We start from the raw sequence: 20,844 nt of genomic DNA on the forward strand, positions 1-20,844 counted from the left end.
CGCGGCGGCGAGCGGGAGGGCGGCGAGGGAGGCCGCGAGGTGTCTGCGGGTCATCGGCATGGTGTGGGCGGCCTTCCTCCGCGGTGCGGGAGAGAGGGAGTGCGCGAGGGGGGCGGGACGGCCGGCGGGGCGGGGCGGCGGTGTCCGGGCGCGGGCGGCGGGAAGCCCTCCGCGCCCGGACGCACGACGGTGCGGCGCCCGCCCGCCGCCGCGGTCACTGCTGCTGCTTCCACTCCGCCTGGGCGGTGTTGAGCTTCTCGGCGAGCTTGTCCGCGAACTCCTTCGCGGTCATCTCGCCGAGCAGCAGCTTCTGGAAGTCCGGCTCGGAGTCGGCCTTGCTGATGTTGTTCCAGTCGGGCAGGTGGTACGGGAGCTGGACGACCTTGGTGCCGGGGTCGTTGAGGGACTCCATGGCCGCCTTGACCGGCTTGGCCTCGCTGATCCAGGCGTCGCCGGACGCGTCGGTGTTGGCGGGGATGGAGCCCGCCTCCTTGTTCCAGAGGCTGTTCATCTCGTGCGAGGCGGCGAACTCGATGAACTTCCAGGCCGCCGTCTTGTTCTTGCTGCTCTTGAACAGCCCCAGCCCGTCGACCGGGTTGGAGACGATGGTGCGCGGGCTGCCCTCGGCGGACGGGGGCAGCGGTATGCCCTCGACCTTGTCCTCGCCGAACGCCTTCACGTGGTCGGTGTAGGAGCCCAGGTTGTGCTGCAGCATGCCGATCCTGCCCTGGCCGAACTGGGCGACCATCTTGGCGAAGTCGTTGTTCAGGTCGGCCTCGGGCGTGGCCTTCTTGTAGAGGCCGACGTACTTCTCCAGCGCCTCGACGTTCCTCGGGTCGTTGACGGTGGTTTCGTCGCCCTTCCAGAAGGTGTCGACGCCGGACTGGGCGTACATCATGTCGAGCGCCTGGGCGACGGAGCCCGCGCCGCCGCGGATGGTGAAGCCGAACTCGTTCTTCCCCGCGTCGGTGAGCTTCTCGGCGGCCGCGTAGAAGTTGTCCCAGGTGGTGGGTGGTTCGGCGTCCGCCGCCTCGAACAGGTCGGTGCGGTACCAGAGGGTGCCCTGGTTGGCGCTGGTGGGCACGGAGTACATCTCGTCGCCCCGGCCGCCTGCCGACCGGACGCTCTCGGTCATCTGCTCCGAGAGCTTGCCCTTGAGCGCGCTCTTCCCGATCCGGTCGCCGACCGGCTCCAGGGCGTCCTGGGCCACCATGTTGGCCAGGTAGGCGGTGCCGACGCCGCCGACGTCGGGCAGGCCGCCGCCGGCGATGGCCGTGTCGTACTTGGACTGCACGTCGGTGATGGGCACCGGCACGTACGTGACGTCGATGTCCGGGTTCTTCTTCTCGAACTCGGCGATGATCTTCTCCCAGACCGGGGTGCGGACGCCGCCGTTGTTGTCCCAGAAGGTGATGGTGCCCTTGCCCGAGCCCTCGTCGCCGCTCGCGGTGCCGTCGTCGCCGCAGGCGGTGGCCGTCAGGGCGAGCACCGCGGTCAGCGCCACGGCCGCCGTCCCTCTCCGGTTCCGGTGGATCGTGTTCTTCATGGTCGGCTCTTCTCTCGTGGGTTGGGTTCCTCGGTGGTGCTCGGTGGTGCTCCGGTGGTGCGGTACCGGGTGAAGACGCCGGTCCCCGCCTCGCCCGTCCCGGGCGGCGCGGCGGCGAACAGGCCGAGCAGGGCGCCGGTCCAGCCCCACGGGGCGGCGGCGAAGACCTGGCCGGAGGGCCGGAAGCCCTGCCCGTCCCCCGTGTCGGCCAGGAACCGGCACCGCGCGCCCGGTGAGACCTCGACCCGCAGCCGGGCCCGTCCCCGGGGCGCGTCCCTCGGGTGCGCGGCGTCCCGCTCCCGGTCCGCCGTGTGCTCGGCGAACCGGTGGACGAGGCGGACCGGCCCCGCGGGACCGCGCTCCAGGCCGATCCAGGAGTAGGCGTCGCCGACGACGGCGAGTCCGGCCCTCGCGCCCTCCGCGGCGGCGTCGAGGCGCAGCTCGACCCCGGCGGTGAACGCCTCGGCGGGCAGCCGCTGCGTCAGGACGTGCGCCAGGGCCCTCAGGTCGTCGGCGCGGCCGGCGCGCACGCAGGTCAGGCGCAGGCCGTCCCCGTCGTGCGGGGTGGTCCACCCCTCCCCCGGGTTGGCCGCCCACTGCCACTGCGGGCCGAACCCGCCGCCGGGGAAGTCGTCGTCGGTGGCGGGCGCGGCGGGCGGCCGCGGCGGACCCGCGGGCTTGCGGTGGACGCCGACGGGCGTGCCGTCGTCGCCCAGCACCGGCCAGGGGCGCCCCCGCTCGTCGGTGGTCCAGCGCATCGGCTGGAGGTGGACGACCCTGCCGTGGGCGCCGCGCGACTGGAAGTGCAGGAACCAGTCCTCGCCCCGCGAGGTGCGGACCCAGCCGCCCTGGTGGGGGCCGTTGACCTCGGTGCCGCCCTGTTCCAGGACGACCTTCTCCTCGTAGGGGCCGAAGAAGGAGCGGGAGCGGAAGGCTCCCTGCCAGCCGGTCTCCACCGATCCCGCGGGGGCGAGGATCCAGAACCAGCCGTCGTGCCGGTAGAGCTTGGGCCCTTCGAGGGTGAACCAGCCGGGCAGCCGGTCGCCGTCGACGACGATCGTCCCCTCGTCGAGGAGGGTGCGGCCGTCGGGGCTCATGCGGTGTCCGGTGAGGCGGTTCTTCACCCCGGAGCGGGACCTGGCCCAGCCGTGCACGAGGTACGCCTCGCCGGTCTCCTCGTCCCACAGCGGGCAGGCGTCGATCAGCCCCTTGCCCGGCTTCAGCAGATGCGGTGCGGTCCAGGGACCGTGGATGCCGGGGGCGTTGACCTGGAGGACGCCCTGGTCGGGGTCGCCCCAGAAGATCCAGAAGCGGCCGGCGTGGTGGCGCAGGGCCGGGGCCCAGACGCCGCCGTCCGGCCGGGGCACCGCGAAGTCCTCCTGAGGGGTGAGCCGTTCGAGGGCGTGCCCGACGAGCGTCCAGTTCACCAGGTCGCGGGAGTGCAGCAGCGGCAGGCCGGGCGCGCGCCCGAAGCTGGAGGCGGTGAGGTAGTAGTGGTCGTCGCCGACACGGACGACGTCGGGGTCGGACCAGTCGGCGTTCAGGATCGGGTTGCGGTAGGTGCCGTCGCCCAGGTCTGCGGTCCAGGGGCGGCCGGACGGCGCGTTCACGCGGCGGTCGCCTCCCTCACGAGGCCGTGGGCGGCGCGCCGGTCGAGGCGGCCGTCGGCGACCACGGTGAGCAGGCGCCGTACGAGCGGGCGCCCGGCCGGGACGGTCAGCGGCCGCGACCAGGCGAGGGAGGAGCCGACGCCCGGGTACTCGGTGCTCCGCACGAACCAGGGGTCGCGGCGGGTGGTGTCGTCCGCCCCGGCGAAGAGGAGCGTCCAGCCGTCCCCGGCGAGCGCGAGCCAGTCGGCCGTCCGGCCGTGGACGGCCTCCTCGCCGTCGGCGGCCCCGGTGAACACGGCCGGGGCGCCGGCCTCCTTGGGGGCGCGCCAGAAGAAGCCGCCATATCCGGCGCCGGGCCGGCCGTTGGTGGCGGGGCTGCCGATCGTGACGGCGCCGCCCGCGGGGGTGAGCGCGAAGGTGAGGCCCAGCGCCCAGGCCCGGCCGGTGAGCGCGGTGGCGGTGACGGTGCGCCGCTCGTGCAGCAGCACGGCGCCGTCCGCCTCCCACACGAGGTCCTCCTCGAACCGGCCGTCCTCCTTCAGCCGCCAGCCGGTGTGGCGCTGGGTGCCGTGGTTGTCGAGCAGGACCGGTCCCCGGTCGCGGACGAAGGTGCGTCCGCCCCAGAAGCTGTGGCCGTCGACGTCGGGGACGGCGACGCCCGCGCCGAGGTGGTGGAGGTGGTCGCCGGGCATCTCCTCGGTGACCGGGACGCCGCCGAGGGTCGTCACCGGGTGGAGGTAGGGGCGGGGCGACAGGCGCGGGTCCAGGCCGGGGCGGACGGCGTAGCGGGCGACGGTCCGTCCGGCGCAGCGGAGTTCGGCGAGGACGTCCGCGGCGGACGGCGCGTCGGTCCGGGGCGCGGCGGCGGGTGCGCCGGGCACGGGTGCGGGGGCGACGGGGGCGGGTTCGGTCATGACGTCCTCGGTCCGGAGGGGGCGGACGGCGTCGTCCAGGGAGCGGCACCGGTCTCGGAGAAGAGGCGGAGGGTGTCGGCGCAGGCGGCGACCAGGCCGTCCACGCCGCGCACCACGCGCCGGGGCGCGGGCGTGTCGTGGACGGTGTGCCAGGCGTCCGGCGGCAGCGGGAGGGGTTCGGGGGCGGTGCGGACCGCTTCGAGGACCCGCATGAAGGCGCCGGACCGGGCGGGCGGGGCGAGCAGCCCGGTGCCGTCCGCCAGGTGCGCGAGGAGGTTCTCCAGCAGGTCGGTGCGGCCGTGGACGTGTTCCTCGGGTCCGTGTCCGGCGCGCTGCACGAGGACCCGGTCCTGCTTGTACCAGAAGGTGATCCGGCCGCTCTCGCCGTGGACGAGGACGTACGGTTCGCCGGCCCGCTCGGCGCACAGGGTCGCGGCGACGACGACGTCCGTCCCGTGCGTGGTGGTGACCCGTACGCAGGAGGTGTCGTCGGCCTCGATGTCGTTGGCCCGCAGCAGTTCCGTCCGGACGCCGGTGACGTCCTCGGCGCGGTCGGCGTCCGCGACCGCGAGGGCGGTGGACACGGCGTGGGCGAGCGGGTTGGTGAGCACGCCGTCGACCACGTCGACGCCGCCGAGCCGGCGCCGGCCGGCCCAGGGGGCGCGTGCCCAGTAGGCGGCGTCGCGCACCCAGGCCCCGGCGGCGGCGACGCCCCGGACCCGGCCGACGGCTCCGGAGGAGATCAGTTCGCGGATGGCCGGCAGGGCGTGCGAGCCGTAGGTCTGGAAGCCGATCTGGCAGGCGGTGCCCGCCTCCCGCACCGCCTCCTCGACCTTCCGGTGGGCGGCCCAGGAGGCGGCGGGCGGCTTCTCCAGCAGCAGGTGCACCCCGCGTGCCGCGGCGGCGGTGGCGAGGTCCGCGTGCGTCTGGAGGGGTGTGCAGACGACGGCGGCCCGGGCCCCGGTGGCGTCCAGCAGGGCGCCGAAGTCGGGCGACTGCCGGGGTGGTGCCGCGAAGCCGTCGAGTTCCGCGCCGGTGAGCGGGGTGAGGTCGCAGACCCCGGCCAGCCGTACCCGTCCGGCGCGTTCCAGGCGGCGGATGTTGTCCAGGTGCCGGCGGCCGTGGCCGCGCGCCCCGGCGAGCACCAGGGGGATCGGTGGCGGGGTCGTGTGCGGGGCGCTCATGGTGCGGGCCTCCTTGGACGTGCGCACGGACGGGTGGCGGGCGGTGGCGGCGGGCCGGGTCAGCCCTTGACCGCGCCCGCGCTGAATCCGGTGATCAGCCATTTCTGGATGAAGGCGAAGACGATGACGACGGGGACGGCGGCGATCACTCCGCCGGCGGCCAGCGCTCCGAGGTCCACGCTGTCGGCGCCGATGAGGGTGTTGAGGCCGACGGGGATCGTCTGCTTGTCCTGCTCGCTCAGGAACATCAGCGCGAACAGGAAGTGGTTCCAGCTGTGCACGAAGGCGAACGACCCGACCGCGATCAGCCCGGGCCGCAGCAGCGGCAGCACCACGGTGCGGAAGGCGCGCAGCCGCGAGCAGCCGTCGACCCAGGCGGCCTCCTCCAGGGAGACCGGCACGTTCTTGATGAAGCCGCTGATGAGGATGATCGACAGCGGCAGCTGGAAGACGGTCTCGGCGATGATCACGCTTCCCAGCGAGTTGATCATCCGGAGGTTGCGGAAGATCTCGAAGAGCGGCACCAGCATCAGCGCGCCGGGGATGAACTGCGAGCACAGCAGCGCCAGCATGAAGGCGCTCTTGACGCGGAACTGGAACCTGGCCAGCGCGTACCCGCCGGAGAGGGCGATCACCGTGGTGGCGACGAGCGTGGCGAGACCGACCAGCATGCTGTTCTCGAAGAAGACGCCGAAGCTGCGTTCGTTCCATACCTTCTCGAAGTGCTCGAAGGTCATCGGCCAGGGCACCAGCGAGGTCGATCCGGCGGGCCTCAGGGCGAAGAGCAGCATCCAGTAGAACGGCACCAGGGTGAAGGCCAGGTACAGCCCCAGCGGCAGGTAGATCTGCCAGCGCGGCACTTCGTCGAAGGCTCGCTGCCGCCGGCGGCGGCCCTTCGGGGGGATCGCGGGTGTGTCGGACGGTGGCGCCGTGCGGCGGGCATCCGTCTCGGTGAGTGCGGCGGTCACCGGGAGTCGCCTCCGAACTTGCTCAGACGCAGGTAGAGGATGGAGCAGAACAGGAGGATCACGAAGGCCACGGTGGTCAGCGCGGAGGCGTACCCGAAGTCGTGTCCCTCGATGCCCGTGTTGGCGACGTACAGCGGGAGCGTGGTGGTGACGCCCGCGGGGCCGCCGCCGGTCAGGGTGTAGAGGAGGTCGACGTTGTTGAACTCCCACACGGCGCGCAGCAGCGTGGAGAGGATGATGGCGTCCTTCAGGTGCGGCAGCGTGATGTGGACGAACTGCCGCAGCCGGCCGGCGCCGTCGACCGACGCCGCCTCGTAGAGGTCCTTGGGGACGGACTGGAGGTCGGCGAGGATGAGGATCGCGAAGAACGGCACGCCGCGCCAGAGTTCGGTGAGGACCACGGCCCAGAAGACGGTGTCGGTGTCGGACAGCACCGAGGTGCCGTACGCGCCGATCCCCGCGTCCGCCAGGTAGCGGCTCACGCCGGTGGACGGGTTGTAGAGCAGCATCCAGATGGTGGTCGTCAGCACCCCGGAGACGGCCCACGGCGAGAAGACCAGGGCACGGGCGACGGCCCGTCCGACGAACGTCTGGTTGACCAGCAGGGCGAGCGCCAGGCCGAGGACGAGCTGCAGCGAGACCTCGGTGAGGACCCACTTGGCGCTGAACACCAGGGAGTCGCGGAAGAGCGGGTCGTCGGTGAAGACGCGGGTGAAGTTGTCCAGGCCCGCGAAGCCGTTGCGCCAGGGCTTGGTGACGTTGTAGTGCTGGAGGCTGTAGTGGAAGACGCTGATCACCGGGTACGCGATGAAGCCCAGCATGAGCAGCGCGGCCGGGGCGATCAGCAGGTACGGCAGGTGGCGCGGGGTGCTGCTGCCGGTCCTGCGTCGCCCGGGAGCGCCCCGGGATGTCTTCGCCACGGCTGGGGCGGCGGCCTGCGCTGGGGCCATGACCTCTGTCTCCGTTTCGTTCACGGTGGTGCGTGTCGTACGGGAACCGGGCCCGGGCCGGCGGGGGCCGGCGCCGGCGGGGCCGGTGGGGCGCGGAGGGGAGGAGCGCCGGGGAGAAAGCGCTTGCTCCCATGCCGTGCGGAACGTCCCGGTGCGGAACGTCCTGGTGCGGGACGCCGTCGTCGGGGGTGGTGCGCCGCCGGCCGGGGCGCGGGGCGCGCCCGGCCGGCGGCGGCTCAGCCGGCGTAGGGTTCGGGCACCTTCCCCGGGCGGGCCAGGAAGGCGAAGTCGCAGCCGGTGTCGGCCTGGGTGATCTGCTCCTGGTAGAGCGCGCCGTAGCCGCGTTCCCACCGCTGCGGGGGCGGTGTCCAGGCGGCGCGGCGCCGCTGGAGTTCCGCGTCGTCGATCTCCAGGCGCAGGGTGCGGGCCGGGACGTCGAGGGTGATGGTGTCGCCGGTGCGCACCAGGGCCAGCGGGCCGCCGACGTGGGACTCGGGCGCCACGTGCAGCACGCACGCGCCGTAACTCGTGCCGCTCATCCGGGCGTCGGAGATGCGCACCATGTCCCGCACGCCCTCCTTGAGGAGGTACTCGGGGATGGGCAGCATCCCGTACTCGGGCATGCCGGGACCGCCCTGCGGGCCCGCGTTGCGCAGCACCAGCACGTGGTCGGCGGTGATGCCGAGCGCGGGGTCGTCGATGGTGCGCTGGAGGGTGCGGTAGTCGTCGAAGACGTAGGCGGGCCCGGTGTGCCGCAGCAGCCGCGGTTCGGCGGCGATGTGCTTGATCACCGCGCCGTCGGGGCAGAGGTTGCCGCGCAGGACGGCGACCCCGCCCTCCTCCGCCAGTGCCCGCCCGCGCGGCCGGATGACCTCGTCGTCGTGGACGAGGGCGCCCTCCAGCTGGGCGCGGAGCGTGGGGTGGGCGGCGGTGGGCCGGTCCAGGTGGAGGACGTCGGTGAGGCGGGTGAGGAAGCCGGGCAGGCCGCCCGCGAAGTGGAAGTCCTCCATGAGGTACGCGCCGCCGGGCCGCAGGTTGGCGAGGACCGGCACGGTGCGGGCGATGCGGTCGAAGTCGTCGAGGGTGAGCGTGACGCCGGAGCGGCCCGCCATGGCGATCAGGTGGATGACGGCGTTGGTGGAGCCGCCGAGGGCCAGGACGGTGGCGACCGCGTCCTCGTACGCCTCCCTGGTGAGGATCTTCGACGGGGTGACGTCCTGCCACACCATGCCGACGATGCGGGCGCCGGCCGCCGCGGCCATCCGCTCGTGGGCCGAGTCGACGGCGGGGATGGACGAGGCGCCGGGCATCGTCATGCCGAGCACCTCGGCGGCGGCGGTGAGCGTGGAGGCGGTGCCCATGGTCATGCAGTGGCCGGGCGAACGGGCCAGCCCGTTCTCGAGTTCGGCGAGTTCGCCGTCGCCGATCTCGCCGGTGCGCCGCTGGTCCCAGTACTTCCACATGTCGGTGCCGCTGCCGAGGACCTCCTTGCGCCAGTGCCCCGGCAGCATCGGTCCGGCGGGGACGAAGACGGCGGGCAGGCCGGCGCTGGCGGCGCCCATGAGCAGGGCGGGCGTGGTCTTGTCGCAGCCGCCGAGCAGCACGGCGCCGTCCACCGGGTAGGAGCGCAGCAGCTCCTCGGTCTCCATGGCGAGGAGGTTGCGGTAGAGCATCGGCGTCGGCTTCTGGAAGGTCTCCGACAGCGTGGAGACCGGGAACTCCAGCGGGAAGCCGCCCGCCTGCCACACCCCGCGCTTGACGGCCTGGGCGCGCTCGCGCAGGTGGACGTGGCAGGGGTTGATGTCGGACCAGGTGTTGAGGACCGCGACGACCGGCTTGCCGAGGTGTTCCTCGGGCAGGTAGCCGAGCTGCCGGGTGCGGGCGCGGTGGCTGAAGGTGCGCAGGCCCGATGAGCCCGCGGTGGCGGAGTCGCCGTACCACCGGCGGCTGCGCAGGTCCTCGGGGCGCAGGGTCCGCGGGCGGGGGTCCTCGGGGCGGACGGTCATATCTCCCACCCCTCGACCAGGCCGGCGACCGCGGCGCGGCGTTCGGGGGTGATCGCGTGGCTGGGCGGGCGGACGTCGCGCCGGCACAGGCCCAGCACGGCGAGCGCCTCCTTGATCACGCTCACGTTGTCCGCGGACTGCCGGTCCGCGCGCAGCTCCTCGAAGGGCCGGATCCGCTCCCACACCTTCATGGCGGCCGGCAGGTCGCCGGACCGCAGCGCGTCGAGCATCGCGAGCGAGAGCGCGGGGGCGACGTTGACCAGGCCCGAGGTGAAGCCGGTGGCCCCGCCCGCCCAGTAGGAGGGGGCGTACAGCTCGGCGAGGCCCGCGACCCACACGAAGCGGTCGAGGCCCGCGTCGCGGGCGAACGCGGCGAAGTGGGCGGCGTCGGGCACGGCGTACTTCACGCCGATCACGTTGGGGCAGGCCGCGCCCAGCTCGGCGAGGGCCTCGCCGTCCAGGTGCGGGTTGCGGACGTAGGGGACGACGCCCAGTTCCGGCACGGCCTCGGCGACGGCCCGGTGGTAGCCGATCCAGCCGTCGCGGGAGACGTAGGGGTGGACGGGCTGGTGGACCATGACCATGTGCGCGCCCGCCTCGCGGGCGTGGACGGCGGCCGCCACCGCGGTCGGCACGTCGTGCCCGACGCCCACCAGGACGGTCCCCCGGTCCCCGGTCTCCTCGACCGTCACCTCGGTGACGGTGCGCCGCTCCTCGGGGGTCAGCGCGTAGAACTCCCCGGTGTTGCCGTTCGGGGTGAGGGTGTGCACGCCGGCGTCGAGCAGGCGGCGCAGCAGCGTCCGGTGCGCCGCGAGGTCGGGGCCTCCGTCGGCGCCGAACGGCGTCACGGGGATCGCGACGACGTCGGCCAGTGCTGTCCTGAGGGGGGTGTGGTCCGCGTGCGCCATCGAGGCCGCCCTTTCTTCTCCGTGACGATGTCCGTGTGCCTGCTCGGGCCGAACCGCCGGTGTCACATGTCGCCACCGTCCTCGGGGAAGGCCCGGCGGACGAAGGAGGCGATGTGGTCGTGCAGGGCGCGGACCGCGCCGTCCGCGTCGCCGGCCCGGGCCAGCCGCAGGATCTCCCGGTGCTCGGCGGCCTCCCGCTCCCAGGAGGGGATGGCCCCCCACACCACGGCGGAGACGAGCGCGGCCTGGTCGCGCACCTCGTCGAGCATCCGGGCCAGCAGCGGGTTGCCGCACGGGAGGTAGAGGGCCCGGTGGAACTCCCGGTTGGCCAGGCTGCGTTCGGCGCTGTCCTCGGCGCCGTCGGCCCGCAGGAGCGCCTCCGCGGCGGCCTCCAGGGACGCCTGGCGGGCGATGGTGCGGCGCAGCGCCTCGGGCTCCAGCAGCAGGCGCACGTCGTACACCTCGTGGGCCATGGCCGCGTCCACCTCGCGCACGGTGGCGCCCTTGTACTGGCTCATCACCACCAGCCCGGTCCCCGCGAGGGTCTTGAGCGCCTCGCGCACCGGCGTCTTGGAGACGCCGAACCGCGCGGCGAGCTCGGCCTCCACCAGCGCCTGGCCGGGCACGAGCTGCCCGGTCAGGATGCCGTGCTTGATCGCGTCCAGCACGTACTGGGTGCGCGAGGGGATGGGGGCGGGGGCGGCGAAGGCCATGGGGTCTCTTTCGTATCCGACGTATCGCGTCTCATATATGACGTACGAAGTACGACGCGACGAAGCTAGGACCGCGGTCGTGTTTCGTCAATGCTTCGGGCGAGGAAATCCCTTGCGCGCAAACCGAGTTGGCGCTCGGGGCAAAAGGCCGGGAACGGACGCCGGTTTCCGCCCGCTCGCCGGGCGCGCCTGTGGGCCCCGGCGCCCCCGTGGGCACGGGGGCGCCGGGGCCGGGAAGGGGGCGGGCCCGTGCCGCCCTTCGGGTCAGCCGAGTTCCGCGAGCTGCTCCGTGACGGTGCGCAGGTCGGCGTCGGAGGCCAGTCCGGCGTGGTAGAGCCGCAGTTCGGTGGCGCCGAGCGAGGCCGCGTGGGCGGCGTCCGCGGCGAGCGTGGCGGGGCTGCCGCCCATGCCGGAGACGACCGTGAGGTTGGCGGCCAGCACCGTGCCCTCGCGGCGGTGGGGCCCGAAGGGGGCGAGGACGGCCTCCCGGGCCGCGGGTCCGCCCGTGCAGGGCAGGACGGCGCCGTCGGCGACGCCCAGCAGGTGGCCCGCGTCGACGCCCACGTTGGCGCCGCAGCGGTACGGCGCGGGATCGGCGTGGAGCAGCACGCGGAAGCCGGGCGGCGCGTCGGCGCGGACCGCGCCGACGGCGGCCTCCTGGAGGGCGCGCGCGGCCCGGGTGCGCCAGGCGAGGGTGGCGGCGGCCGGTACCGCTCCGAGCAGCTTCTCCACGGCCGGCCATCCGGCCGCGTCCGAGCCGCCCGCGCTCCACACGGGTTCCAGCGCCTGGCGGACCAGTGCCGCGAGTTCCCCGGCGTCCAGCCCCTGGGCGGCGTACCCGTTCCGGCAGTCGGGGCAGAAGCACAGCGACATCAGGTACTGGGCCGCGTCGCCGAGGGCCACCCCGCCGACCTTGTCGTGGGCGTGCAGGTGCGCGAAGCCGTACCAGCCGCAGGACTCCAGTTCGGTGCCCGCGGCGCCGGGCCTCACCGCCGCCTCGGCGGCGAGCGCGGTGAGGTGGTCGCGGACGGCGGGCCGGGCGATGCACGGGGCCCACGGGTAGCGGTCGCCGTACGCGTTGACCACGCTGGTGTCCGGATGCTCGGCGCCCAGGCGGGAGTTGTGGGCGAGCACCACCCAGGTGTGGACCTCCAGCCCGGCGCCGGCGAGGGCGGCGGCGGCCCGCCCGTAGGGGTCGTCCCCGGCCGGGGCCCAGTCGCCCGCGGGGTACGGCCGCAGGTCGCGGCCCGCCCAGCGGTCCGCGTCGGGCGGGTAGAGGACCGCGGCGTGCCCGGCGGTGACGATCCGGTGGCCGGGGTGGCGGGGGGTCAGCGCGCGCGTGGAGTGGTAGGCGGAGGCGAGCGTCACCTGGCGCACGCCGAGGGCGGCGGTCCGGGCGGCGGCCTCCGGGTCGCCGAGGACGTCCCAGGGGTAGAGGAAGGCGGAGGCCCTCACGCCGCGCCCCCGTCCTCCGCGCCGGCGCCGAACGCGTCCGGCAGCCCCTTCGGGCGTTCGGCCTCCGGCAGCAGGGCGTACCCGCGGGCGACGATGCGGGCGAGCTCCTCGACGTGCGCGGCGGCCGGTTCGCTCAGCGGCGGGCGCACCTCGCCCACCTTCCCCCCGCGCAGCCGCACGCCCGCCTTGACGAGCGAGACGGCGTAGCCGCGGCCCCGGGCGCGCAGTTCGACCAGGGGGCGGTAGAAGCCGTCGATCAGGCGCCCGGCCGTGGCGTCGTCGCCGGCGGCGAGCGCCCGGTGGAAGGCGGTGGCGATCTCCGGGGCGAAGCAGAAGGCGGCGGAGGAGTAGAGGGTCACGCCGACCCCGCGGTAGGCGAGGGCGGTGAGTTCCGCCGTGGGAAGGCCGTTGAAGTAGAGGAAGTCCTCGCCGGGCCGCTCGGTGCGCACGGCGCTGACGATGCGCTGCACGAGGTCGAGGTCACCGAGGCCGTCCTTCAGGCCGACGATCCGCGGGTGGGCGGCGAGTTCGGCCACCGTCTGCGGGGTGAACACCGCGTTGTCGCGCTGGTAGACGATGACGTCGAGGCCGGTGGCGTCCGCGAGCGCGGTGTAGTGGGCCAGCAGGCCCCGCTGGTCGGCGACGACCAGGTACGGGGGCATGGCGAGCAGTCCGTCGGCGCCCGCCTCCTCGGCGGCGCGGGCGTACCGCACGGCGAGGGCGGTGCCGTACCCGGCGCCCGCGAAGACCGGCACCCGTCCGGCGGCCTCGGCCACCGCGGCGGCGACGCAGTCGCGGAACTCCTCGGGTGTCAGGGCGTGGAACTCGCCGGTTCCGCAGCAGGCGAAGACGGCGGCGGCGCCGGCGTCGATGCCGTCGCGCACATGGGCGCGGAAGGCGTCGGTGTCGACGGCCCCGTCCGGCCCGTAGGCGGTGACGGGGAAGAACAGCACGCCGTCGAGCCGGGTGCTGAGAGGGGGCGAGGTCGAGGTCACGGGACTCCCTGGACGACGTACGGCGGCGCGACAGCGGCGTACATGCACCTGACCGATGTTTACATTTCTGAACGCTGGTCACGCTAGGGCAGCCCTCGTTCCCGGTCAAGGCACATGAACGCACACTTGACGCTGCGTCGGAGAACTCCCTAGCGTGCCCACGATCGTGAACCCCGTCCACGGATGCGGACCACCGGCTCGCGTCCGCCGGCCCCGCGCCGCCCCCGAACCGAGGAGAACGCCATGCCCGCTCCCCGCTCCGTCCTGCTCACCGGTGCCGCGGGCGGACTCGGCACCCTGATGCGGGACCTGCTCCCCTCGTACGGGTACGCCCTGCGGCTGCTCGACGTCATGCCCGTCGAAGGGGTGCGGGACACGGAGGAGGTCGTCACCGCCGACCTCGCGGACCGGGCGGCGCTGCGCGAGGCGGTGCGCGGCATGGACGCGGTCGTCCACCTCGCGGGCATCTCGCTGGAGGCGCCCTTCGAGAAGATCCTGCGGTCCAACATCGAGGGCGCCTACCACCTGTACGAGGCGGCCCGCGAGGAGGGCGTCCGGCGCGTCGTCTTCGCCTCCAGCAACCACGCCGTCGGCTACACGCCGGCCCCGGCCGAGGGCGGGCCGCTGATCCCCGTGGACACCCCGCGCCGCCCCGACACCTTCTACGGCCTGTCCAAGGCCTTCGGCGAGGACCTGGCGCAGCTCTACTGGGACAAGCACGGCCTGGAGACGGTGTCCGTCCGCATCGGCTCCTGCTTCCCCGAGCCCACGACGGTGCGCATGCTGTCGGTCTGGATGAGCCCGGCCGACGGCGCGCGGCTCTTCCACGCGGCGCTGACCGCCGAGGACGTCGGCCACACCGTCGTCTACGGCAGCTCCGCCAACACCCGTCTGTGGTGGGACCTGTCCTCGGCGCGGGCGCTCGGGTACGAGCCGCAGGACGACTCCGAGCCGTACGCGGCCAAGCTGATCGCCGAACAGGGCGAACTCGACCGTTCCAACCCCGAACAAGGCCTCCTCGGCGGCCACTTCACCACCAACCCGCCGATCTGGCCGCACTGAGCGGCGGAACCGGGGCGAAGGCGGCGGCCCGCCCGCGTCCCGGCGCCGCTCACCCCGACCGCGGCGCGCCCGTGGAGGCCCGCACGACGAGTTCGGCGGCGACCTCGGCCACCCTCCCCTCGGGCGGCTCCTCCGTGCCGAGCGCCAGCCGGCCGGCCCGCGCCCCCGCCTCGTGCAGCGGCAGCCGCACGGTCGTCAGGGCGGGCACGGCGTCCGCGCTGAACGGCAGGTCGTCGAAGCCGGCGACCGAGACGTCCTCGGGTATCCGCAGCCCGGCCTCGCGCAGGGCCGCGCAGACGCCGAGCGCCACGGTGTCGTTGGCCGCCACGACCGCCGTCAGGTCCGGGTCGCGCCGCAGCAGTTCGCGCGCGGCCTCGTACCCGGACCGCCGGTCGTACGGGCCGTGCACGGTCAGCCGCCGGTGGGCGCGGGCGTCGTCGGCGCCCGCGGCGGCCAGCGCCGCGCGGTGGCCCTCCAGGCGGTGGCGGGTGGTGATGCGCTCGGCGGGGCCCGCCACGTAGCCGATGCGCCGGTGGCCGAGTTCCAGCAGGTGGGCGGTGAGCGCGCGGGCGCCGCCCCGGTTGTCGAACGGGAGCGCGGCGACGACGGCGTCCGGGTGCGCGTCCAGCGGCGGGCGGCCGCAGAGGACGACGCGCGTTCCGGTCTCCGCGAGCCTCGCCAGTTTCGCCGCGACCGCCGCCCCGTGGGCGGGGTCCTCGACGGCGTCCCCGGTGAGCAGGACGGCGGCGGCCCGCTGGCGCTGCAGGAGGGTGAGGTAGGTGAGCTCCCGGGCCGGGGAACCGCCGGTGTTGCAGACGACGGCGAGCTTCTCGCCGCCCGCCCGGCCCGGCAGGGCCCCGTCACGGCCCCCCATCTCGGACTGCGCGGCCGACGCCATGATGCCGAAGAAGGGGTCGGCGATGTCGTTGACGAGGATGCCGACCAGGTCGGAGGTGGCGGCGGCGAGGGAGCTCGCCGGGCCGTTGAGCACGTAGTCCAGCTCGTCGACGGCGCGCAGCACGCGCTCCCTGGTCGCCGCGGCGACGGGGTAGTTGCCGTTCAGCACGCGGGAGACCGTGGCGGGCGAGACCCTGGCACGGTTCGCCACGTCCGACAGGGTCACTGGCATGGGCCCTCCAGGCGCCGGCGGTCGCGGTGGTCGGTGGGAGGCGGGCCCCGGGCGCCGCCCCGCCCGGGATCCCGGGGAATCGTCCCATCATCGCGGCCCCCGGCGGCACGGCGTCCCGGTTTCGTCGTCCGGGCCCCCTGTACGCGGCCCCTCCCGGTCGCTAGCGTACGTCCGTAGAAAGCGCTTTCTACGCTCGACGGCCCTCGCGGCCGACCTCACTCGATCCGTTCGCCCGGCGCGCGGCCCCGGAAACCGGGGACGAGAACCGCCCGCCACACCCCGGAGGGAAGCACGTGACACGCAGAACAGTGCGCATCGCCATGAACGGCGTCACCGGACGGATGGGATACCGCCAGCACCTGGTGCGCTCCGTCCTGGCCCTGCGCGAACAGGGCGGCCTCGACCTCGGCGACGGCACGGTGCTGTGGCCCGAGCCCGTCCTGGTCGGCCGCCGGGAGCACGCCCTGCGCGAGATCGCCGGCCGGCACGGCCTGACCGAGTGGTCCACCGACCTGGACGCCGTCCTCGCCGACGACACCGTCGACGTCTACTTCGACGCCCAGATCACCTCCGCCCGCGTCGAGGCCGTCCGGAAGGCGATCGCCGCGGGCAAGCACCTGTACGTCGAGAAGCCGACCGCGACGTCCCTCGACGGCGCGCTGGAGCTGGCCCGGCTGGCGCGGGACGCCGGGATCAAGCACGGCGTCGTCCAGGACAAGATCTTCCTGCCGGGCCTGCTCAAGCTGAAGCGCCTGGTCGACGGCGGTTTCTTCGGCGAGATCCTGTCCGTGCGCGGCGAGTTCGGCTACTGGGTCTTCGAGGGCGACTGGCAGGAGGCCCAGCGCCCGAGCTGGAACTACCGCGCCGAGGACGGCGGCGGCATCGTCACCGACATGTTCCCGCACTGGGAGTACGTGCTCCACGAGCTCTTCGGCCGGGTCACCTCCGTCCAGGCCCTGGCCACCACCCACGTCCCGCGGCGCTGGGACGAGCACGGCAAGCCGTACTCCGCCACCGCGGACGACGCCGCGTACGGCGTCTTCCAGCTGGAGGGCGGGGCCGTCGCCCAGATCAACTCGTCCTGGGCGGTCCGGGTCCACCGCGACGAGCTGGTCGAGTTCCAGGTCGACGGCACGCACGGCTCCGCCGTCGCGGGGCTGCGCGGCTGCCGCGTCCAGCACCGCTCCGCCACGCCCAAGCCGGTGTGGAACCCGGACCTGCCGGTCACCGAGTCCTTCCGCGACCAGTGGCAGGAGGTGCCGGACAACCTCGCGCCGGGGGCGGAGTTCGACAACGGCTTCAAGGCCCAGTGGGAGCTGTTCCTGCGCCACGTGGTCCTCGACGAGCCGTACGCCTGGGACCTGCTGGCCGGCGCGCGCGGCGTCCAGCTCGCCGAACTCGGCCTGCGCTCCTCGGCCGAGGGCCGCCGCCTCGACGTCCCGGAGCTGACGCTGTGACCCTCCTGCTGCCCCGCGCGGGCGGGGGGACCGCCCCCTACACGCCGCGCACGACTCCCGCGGACCTCACGGCGGGCGGCGCGCCGCTCGTCTCCCGCACGGTCCTCGCCGCGGCGCACGTGGTGGCCGACCCGTACGCCGACACCACCCCGGACGGCCCGGCCGCCGTCGACTGGGACGCCACCCTCGCCTTCCGCCGCCACCTGTGGGCGCACGGGCTGGGTGTCGCCGAGGCCATGGACACCGCGCAGCGCGGCATGGGCCTGGACTGGGCCGGGGCCCGCGAGCTGATCCGCCGCAGCGCCGCCGAGGCCCGGAGCGTGGGCGGGCACGTCGCGTGCGGCGTCGGCACCGACCAGCTCACCGTGCCCGGCGCGGCCCTCGGCGAGGTGCGCGCCGCGTACGAGGAGCAGCTCGCCGTCGTCGAGGAGGCCGGCGCGCAGGCGGTGCTGATGGCGTCGCGGGCGCTGGCCGCCGCCGCGAAGGGCCCGGACGACTACCTCGAGGTCTACGGCGCGCTGCTGCGGCAGGCATCCGAGCCGGTGGTGCTGCACTGGCTGGGCCCGATGTTCGACCCGGCGCTGGAGGGCTACTGGGGCGGTGACGGCCTGGACGCGGCCACCGACGCCTTCCTGCAGGTCGTCGCCCTGCACCCGGACAAGGTCGACGGCGTCAAGGTGTCGCTGCTGGACGCGGACCGCGAGGTCGCGCTGCGGCGGCGGCTGCCGGACGGGGTGCGCTGCTACACCGGCGACGACTTCCACTACCCGGAGCTGATCGCGGGCGACGGACGGGGCTTCAGCCACGCCCTGCTCGGCGTCTTCGACCCGCTGGGCCCGCTCGCCGCGCGGGCCGTCCGGGTCCTGGACACGGGCGACACGGCGGGCTTCCGGGAGATCCTCGACCCGACGGTGGAGCTGGCCCGCCACCTGTTCGCCGCTCCCACCCGCTTCTACAAGACGGGCGTGGTGTTCCTGGCCTGGCTCGCGGGCCACCAGGAGCACTTCGCGATGGTGGGCGGCCTGCAGTCGGCGCGCTCACTGCCGCACCTGGCCCGGGCCTACGAACTGGCCGACGGGCTCGGCCTGTTCCCGGACCCGGCGCTCGCCGAGGGCCGGATGCGGAACCTGCTGGCCGTGTACGGGGTGGAACAGTGACCGACGCCGATCTCTCGAGGTTCAGCATCAACCAGGAGACCGTCAAGCAGTGGTCCCTGCCCGAGCTGGTGGAGGGCTGCGGCAAGGCGGGGGTCGCCCGGGTCGGCCTGTGGCGCGCGCCCGTCCAGGAGTACGGCGTGGAGCGGGCCGCGCGACTGGTCCGCGAGGCGGGCCTCACCGTCACCAGCCTGTGCCGCGGCGGCTTCCTCACCGCGTCCGAGCCCGGCGCGCGCGCCGCCGCCCTCGACGACAACCGGGCCGCGATCGACGAGGCGGCCGCCCTCGCCACCCCCACCCTGGTCCTGGTCTCGGGCGGGCTGCCCGCCGGTGACCGCGACCTGCGCGGGGCGCGCGAGCGCGTCGCGGACGCGCTCGCCGAACTGGCCCCGTACGCCCGCGAGCGCGGGGTGCGCCTCGCGATCGAGCCGCTGCACCCCATGTTCGCCTCCGACCGCTGCGTGGTGTCCACCCTGGGCCAGGCCCTGGACCTCGCCGAGCGCTTCCCCGTCGAGGAGGTGGGCGTCGTCGTCGACACGTACCACGTGTGGTGGGACGACACGGCGGCGGCGCGGATCGCCCGGGCCGGGGCCGCCGGTCCGGGCGGCGGCCGGATCGCGGCGTTCCAGCTCGCCGACTGGGTGACCCCGCTGCCCGCCGGCGTGCTGCTCGGGCGCGGGCAGCTCGGCGACGGCAGCGTGGACCTGCGCCGCTTCCGCGAACTGGTCGACGCCGCCGGGTACGACGGGCCGGTCGAGGTGGAGATCTTCAACGAGGGCCTCTGGGCGCGGGACGGCGCCGAAGTCCTCGCGGAGGTGGTGGAGCGGTACGCGGCCCACGCGCTCTGACGCCGCGGACCGCCGACGCCCGGAAGAAGATCCACTGGAGAACTGGCGTCGAGCGAGGACGAGTTGAGAGGATGACCATGAACCCGCAGCCGCCCCGGGCGAGCTGCGGGTCAGTCACGCCGACACAAAGGGGATCACAGCATGGACGACATCTTCGGGGACTTCGTCGAGGAGATCGTGGAGGAGACGGCCGAGGAGATCGTCGAGGAGGCCGTGGAGGAGACCATCGAGGGCTTCTTCGGCTGACCGGCGGCCGTGAGGGGGCGACGACGACGCACATCGTCGTCGCCCCCCGGTGGTTCCGGGCGGGCCGGTGCGGCTCGGCGTCCTCCGGTGGGCGGCCTCTTCAACGGTCAGGGCGAGGACTCAGGACAGTCCTCGTCCCTCAGGACCGCGCCGCGCTCGGGTCCTCGGTCCTCGGCCGGCTCCAGTCGCAGCGGGCGCAGCGGACCTCGGTGCGGACCGTGCCGTGGGAGGTGTCCTGGATCAGTCCGACCGCGTCGGTGTCCTTCGGGTCGCGGAAGGACGGCCAGTCGTGCTCCAGCACTCGCACTCGCACTCGCACCGCGGCAAAACTGCGCCCTCACCCCCGGCTCATACGGCGTGTACGTGCACATCCGGCGGGTCGAGCACCGCCAGGTACGCCTTGACGTCCTCCGGATCGCTGGTGAAGATCACCGCGCTGCCGTGCTTGGCCGCGGCCAGCGCCACCCACGCGTCCACGGCATCGGGTTTCTTCTTCCCCGGAAGAGCCGCCTGCCCCAGTGCCGTGCCGACCCGGCGCCAGTCCGTCAGGTCAGGACCCGTCAGACACCCGATGCACTCGGGGCGACCGGCCCGGGTGTCGCGCATCGGCGGGGCAGAGCCACGAGCCTGCGGCACGGTACAGTCGCCGAGGACACCCGCAAGGGCGTGCACCAGTCTCGGGGCCGGACGCCACACCTGCGCCAGCACAGGCCCCAGCACGACCGCACGGTGCGGAGTTCCCCTCATCGCTTCGTGCAGGTGCACCGCCTTGGCCTTGCGGTCCGCGAGTGCGATGAGCATCCCCGTGTCGTACACGGGCACGCGCGCGCTCAAGCCGCTTCTCCCGGCCGCACGGCAGGCCGGTCCGCCCCGTACACCAGGCCGAGAGCCCGTTCGACGTCGCGCCGCTCCTCCTCCGTCAGGTCGGCGACCGGCTCCTCGGGGAGCTCTCCCGCACGTGCGGCCTCGGTCTCCGCGGCGGCGATCACCGCGTCCACGCCCGCGAACTGTTCCTCTATGGCTTCGGTCTCGGCCATCTGCCGCGTCGCGGCATGCACCAGATAGGCCGAGACGTCCATCCCGGCGCGTTCCGCGTGCCGGCGGATGCGTTCCGCCTGCTCCTGCTCAAGGCTGATGCTGATCCTGGTCCTGGCCATACCCGTAAGCGTATGACGCGTATTACCGTCGAGCAAGCAACTGCCGCGCGGCTCCCGGCGCACACGACGCACCGGGCCCCGGCCGACGTGCGGCCGGGGCCCGGGCGGCAGAGGGACGAGGACGGCTCAGTCCTGCGCCGGCTCCAGCCGCAGGGAGATGGAGTTGATGCAGTACCGCTGGTCCGTCGGCGTCGGGTAGCCCTCGCCCTCGAAGACGTGGCCCAGGTGCGAGCCGCAGCGGGCGCAGCGGACCTCGGTGCGGACCATGCCGTGGGAGGTGTCCTGGATCAGTTCGACCGCGTCGGTGTCCTTCGGGTCGTAGAAGGACGGCCAGCCGCAGTGGGACTCGAACTTGGTCTCCGAGGTGAACAGTTCGGCTCCGCAGGCGCGACAGGAGTAGACGCCCTTCGCCTTGGTGTCCGTGTACTCACCGGTGAAGGGGCGCTCGGTGCCGGCCTGGCGCAGGACCGCGTACTCCTCGGGGCTGAGCTCCGCGCGCCACTGCTCGTCGGGCTTGTCGATCTCGTAGGCCATGGTGTGCG

Annotated in this window: 19 protein-coding genes and 1 pseudogene; 4 read left to right on the forward strand and 16 right to left on the reverse strand. The window is 74.1% G+C overall.

Going from position 1 to position 20,844, the window contains the following annotated elements; genetic code table 11:
- Positions 1 to 214: 214 nt before the first annotated feature.
- The 11 genes from A2U95_RS03485 to A2U95_RS03535 form a co-directional block, all read right to left on the reverse strand.
- Positions 215 to 1,546: an ABC transporter substrate-binding protein gene (locus tag A2U95_RS03485; protein WP_166020756.1), complete on the reverse strand. Its 1,332-nt coding sequence runs from the start codon at positions 1,544 to 1,546 to the stop codon at positions 215 to 217.
- Entirely contained in the window at positions 1,543 to 3,156 is a 1,614-nt protein-coding gene (locus tag A2U95_RS03490) for a glycoside hydrolase family 43 protein (RefSeq protein WP_166020757.1), read from the reverse strand. The genes A2U95_RS03485 and A2U95_RS03490 overlap by 4 nt, the downstream gene beginning before the upstream one ends.
- A complete protein-coding gene (locus A2U95_RS03495; protein WP_166020758.1) occupies positions 3,153 to 4,070 on the reverse strand; it encodes a DUF6807 domain-containing protein in 918 nt (305 codons plus the stop codon). The genes A2U95_RS03490 and A2U95_RS03495 overlap by 4 nt, the downstream gene beginning before the upstream one ends.
- Positions 4,067 to 5,254, reverse strand: a complete 1,188-nt coding sequence (locus tag A2U95_RS03500; RefSeq protein WP_166020759.1) for a Gfo/Idh/MocA family protein — start codon at positions 5,252 to 5,254, stop codon at positions 4,067 to 4,069. The genes A2U95_RS03495 and A2U95_RS03500 overlap by 4 nt, the downstream gene beginning before the upstream one ends.
- 59 nt (positions 5,255 to 5,313) lie before the next feature.
- On the reverse strand, positions 5,314 to 6,222 hold the full coding sequence (locus A2U95_RS03505; RefSeq protein ID WP_206282812.1) for a carbohydrate ABC transporter permease: 909 nt from the start codon (positions 6,220 to 6,222) through the stop codon (positions 5,314 to 5,316).
- Entirely contained in the window at positions 6,219 to 7,172 is a 954-nt protein-coding gene (locus tag A2U95_RS03510; protein ID WP_166020760.1) for a carbohydrate ABC transporter permease, read from the reverse strand. Before A2U95_RS03510 ends, A2U95_RS03505 begins: the two co-directional genes overlap by 4 nt.
- 236 nt (positions 7,173 to 7,408) lie before the next feature.
- On the reverse strand, positions 7,409 to 9,178 hold the full coding sequence (araD, locus tag A2U95_RS03515; RefSeq protein WP_166020761.1) for an L-arabinonate dehydratase: 1,770 nt from the start codon (positions 9,176 to 9,178) through the stop codon (positions 7,409 to 7,411).
- Positions 9,175 to 10,086, reverse strand: coding sequence for a dihydrodipicolinate synthase family protein (locus A2U95_RS03520; protein WP_166020762.1), 912 nt, complete (start codon positions 10,084 to 10,086; stop codon positions 9,175 to 9,177). The genes araD and A2U95_RS03520 overlap by 4 nt, the downstream gene beginning before the upstream one ends.
- 62 nt (positions 10,087 to 10,148) lie before the next feature.
- A complete protein-coding gene (locus A2U95_RS03525) occupies positions 10,149 to 10,799 on the reverse strand; it encodes a GntR family transcriptional regulator (RefSeq protein WP_166020763.1) in 651 nt (216 codons plus the stop codon).
- 264 nt (positions 10,800 to 11,063) lie between these two features.
- Complete coding sequence (locus tag A2U95_RS03530) at positions 11,064 to 12,254, reverse strand: hypothetical protein (protein WP_166020764.1); 1,191 nt, start codon at positions 12,252 to 12,254, stop codon at positions 11,064 to 11,066.
- Complete coding sequence (locus A2U95_RS03535) at positions 12,251 to 13,249, reverse strand: 5-dehydro-4-deoxyglucarate dehydratase (protein WP_166020765.1); 999 nt, start codon at positions 13,247 to 13,249, stop codon at positions 12,251 to 12,253. The genes A2U95_RS03530 and A2U95_RS03535 overlap by 4 nt, the downstream gene beginning before the upstream one ends.
- A gap of 243 nt (positions 13,250 to 13,492) precedes the next feature.
- Here A2U95_RS03535 and A2U95_RS03540 point away from each other — a divergent pair, with 243 nt between their 5' ends.
- Entirely contained in the window at positions 13,493 to 14,311 is an 819-nt protein-coding gene (locus tag A2U95_RS03540) for an NAD-dependent epimerase/dehydratase family protein (RefSeq protein ID WP_166020766.1), read from the forward strand.
- A 49-nt stretch (positions 14,312 to 14,360) separates the two neighbouring features.
- Here A2U95_RS03540 and A2U95_RS03545 read toward each other — a convergent pair whose 3' ends face one another.
- Positions 14,361 to 15,440 (reverse strand): LacI family DNA-binding transcriptional regulator, encoded by a 1,080-nt coding sequence (locus A2U95_RS03545; RefSeq protein ID WP_166020767.1) that lies wholly within the window; start codon positions 15,438 to 15,440, stop codon positions 14,361 to 14,363.
- Positions 15,441 to 15,733: 293 nt separating this feature from the next.
- Here A2U95_RS03545 and A2U95_RS03550 point away from each other — a divergent pair, with 293 nt between their 5' ends.
- Genes A2U95_RS03550 through A2U95_RS03560 form a run of 3 tightly spaced genes read left to right on the forward strand, consistent with a single transcriptional unit; the run spans position 15,734 to position 18,899 of the window.
- Positions 15,734 to 16,897 carry a Gfo/Idh/MocA family protein gene (locus tag A2U95_RS03550; protein ID WP_166020768.1) on the forward strand — a complete coding sequence of 388 codons (1,164 nt, stop codon included), beginning with the start codon at positions 15,734 to 15,736 and terminating at the stop codon, positions 16,895 to 16,897.
- Positions 16,894 to 18,054 carry a dihydrodipicolinate synthase family protein gene (locus tag A2U95_RS03555; RefSeq protein WP_166020769.1) on the forward strand — a complete coding sequence of 387 codons (1,161 nt, stop codon included), beginning with the start codon at positions 16,894 to 16,896 and terminating at the stop codon, positions 18,052 to 18,054. Before A2U95_RS03550 ends, A2U95_RS03555 begins: the two co-directional genes overlap by 4 nt.
- On the forward strand, positions 18,051 to 18,899 hold the full coding sequence (locus tag A2U95_RS03560) for a sugar phosphate isomerase/epimerase family protein (protein WP_166020770.1): 849 nt from the start codon (positions 18,051 to 18,053) through the stop codon (positions 18,897 to 18,899). The genes A2U95_RS03555 and A2U95_RS03560 overlap by 4 nt, the downstream gene beginning before the upstream one ends.
- 433 nt (positions 18,900 to 19,332) lie before the next feature.
- Here the strand turns inward: A2U95_RS03560 and A2U95_RS03565 are convergent.
- The 4 genes and pseudogenes from A2U95_RS03565 to msrB form a co-directional block, all read right to left on the reverse strand.
- A pseudogene (locus A2U95_RS03565) lies at positions 19,333 to 19,431 on the reverse strand (peptide-methionine (R)-S-oxide reductase); the annotation flags it as partial.
- A gap of 62 nt (positions 19,432 to 19,493) precedes the next feature.
- Positions 19,494 to 19,979, reverse strand: a complete 486-nt coding sequence (locus tag A2U95_RS03570; RefSeq protein ID WP_206282813.1) for a PIN domain-containing protein — start codon at positions 19,977 to 19,979, stop codon at positions 19,494 to 19,496.
- Positions 19,976 to 20,302 carry a plasmid mobilization protein gene (locus tag A2U95_RS03575; protein ID WP_166020771.1) on the reverse strand — a complete coding sequence of 109 codons (327 nt, stop codon included), beginning with the start codon at positions 20,300 to 20,302 and terminating at the stop codon, positions 19,976 to 19,978. Before A2U95_RS03575 ends, A2U95_RS03570 begins: the two co-directional genes overlap by 4 nt.
- Before the next feature lie 126 nt (positions 20,303 to 20,428).
- Positions 20,429 to 20,836, reverse strand: a complete 408-nt coding sequence (msrB, locus tag A2U95_RS03580) for a peptide-methionine (R)-S-oxide reductase MsrB (RefSeq protein ID WP_166020772.1) — start codon at positions 20,834 to 20,836, stop codon at positions 20,429 to 20,431.
- Positions 20,837 to 20,844 lie beyond the last annotated feature (8 nt).

Source organism: Streptomyces chilikensis, from assembly GCF_001642695.1.
Lineage (GTDB): Bacteria > Actinomycetota > Actinomycetes > Streptomycetales > Streptomycetaceae > Streptomyces > Streptomyces chilikensis.